A 586-nucleotide genomic window follows, 5' to 3' on the forward strand; every position below is an offset into this window, starting at 1 on the left:
CAAGCCGCTCTGCGTCATTATCGACGTGGGGGGGTATTTGGTAAGTTAGTTAAAGACAATTATTGGTTTTCAGGTTGGGAGCAAACGCGTTGTGCGCAAGAGTTCCAACTATTACTTACACTGATTAATGCAGGTGTTCATGTGCCAAGGCCAATTGCTGCGAGAGCTGTGAAATCTGGATTGACATATCAGGCCGATTTATTGAGTGAGCGCATTCCTAACGCAAGAGACTTGGTCAGTATCTTGCAGGAAAAACCGTTACCGGAAGGAATGTATCAAAAAATAGGGCAAGAAATTGCCAAAATGCACAACGCTGGCGTTAATCACACAGACCTGAATATCCACAACATCTTGATCGATGACAAAGATAAAGTGTGGATTATTGATTTTGATAAGTGCCGCAAACAAGAGCACGGCGACTGGAAAAAGCAAAACTTAGAAAGGCTTCTTCGCTCATTCAAAAAAGAACTGCTCAAACGCCAAATACATTGGAAGGAACGTGACTTCGCTGTGCTTACTGAAGCGTTATCGTGCTTAGACATAAAATAATTCGATTCGAGAAGATCTATAATCAAAGACAAGTGAG

Annotated in this window: 1 protein-coding gene; it reads left to right on the top strand. The window is 42.2% G+C overall.

The window, feature by feature from the left end; translation table 11 throughout:
• A partial coding sequence (locus R7P74_RS27975; protein WP_318123938.1) for a 3-deoxy-D-manno-octulosonic acid kinase occupies positions 1-549 on the top strand: 549 nt, incomplete at its 5' end.
• Positions 550-586 lie beyond the last annotated feature (37 nt).

This window comes from Vibrio sp. 2033 (genome assembly GCF_033339735.1).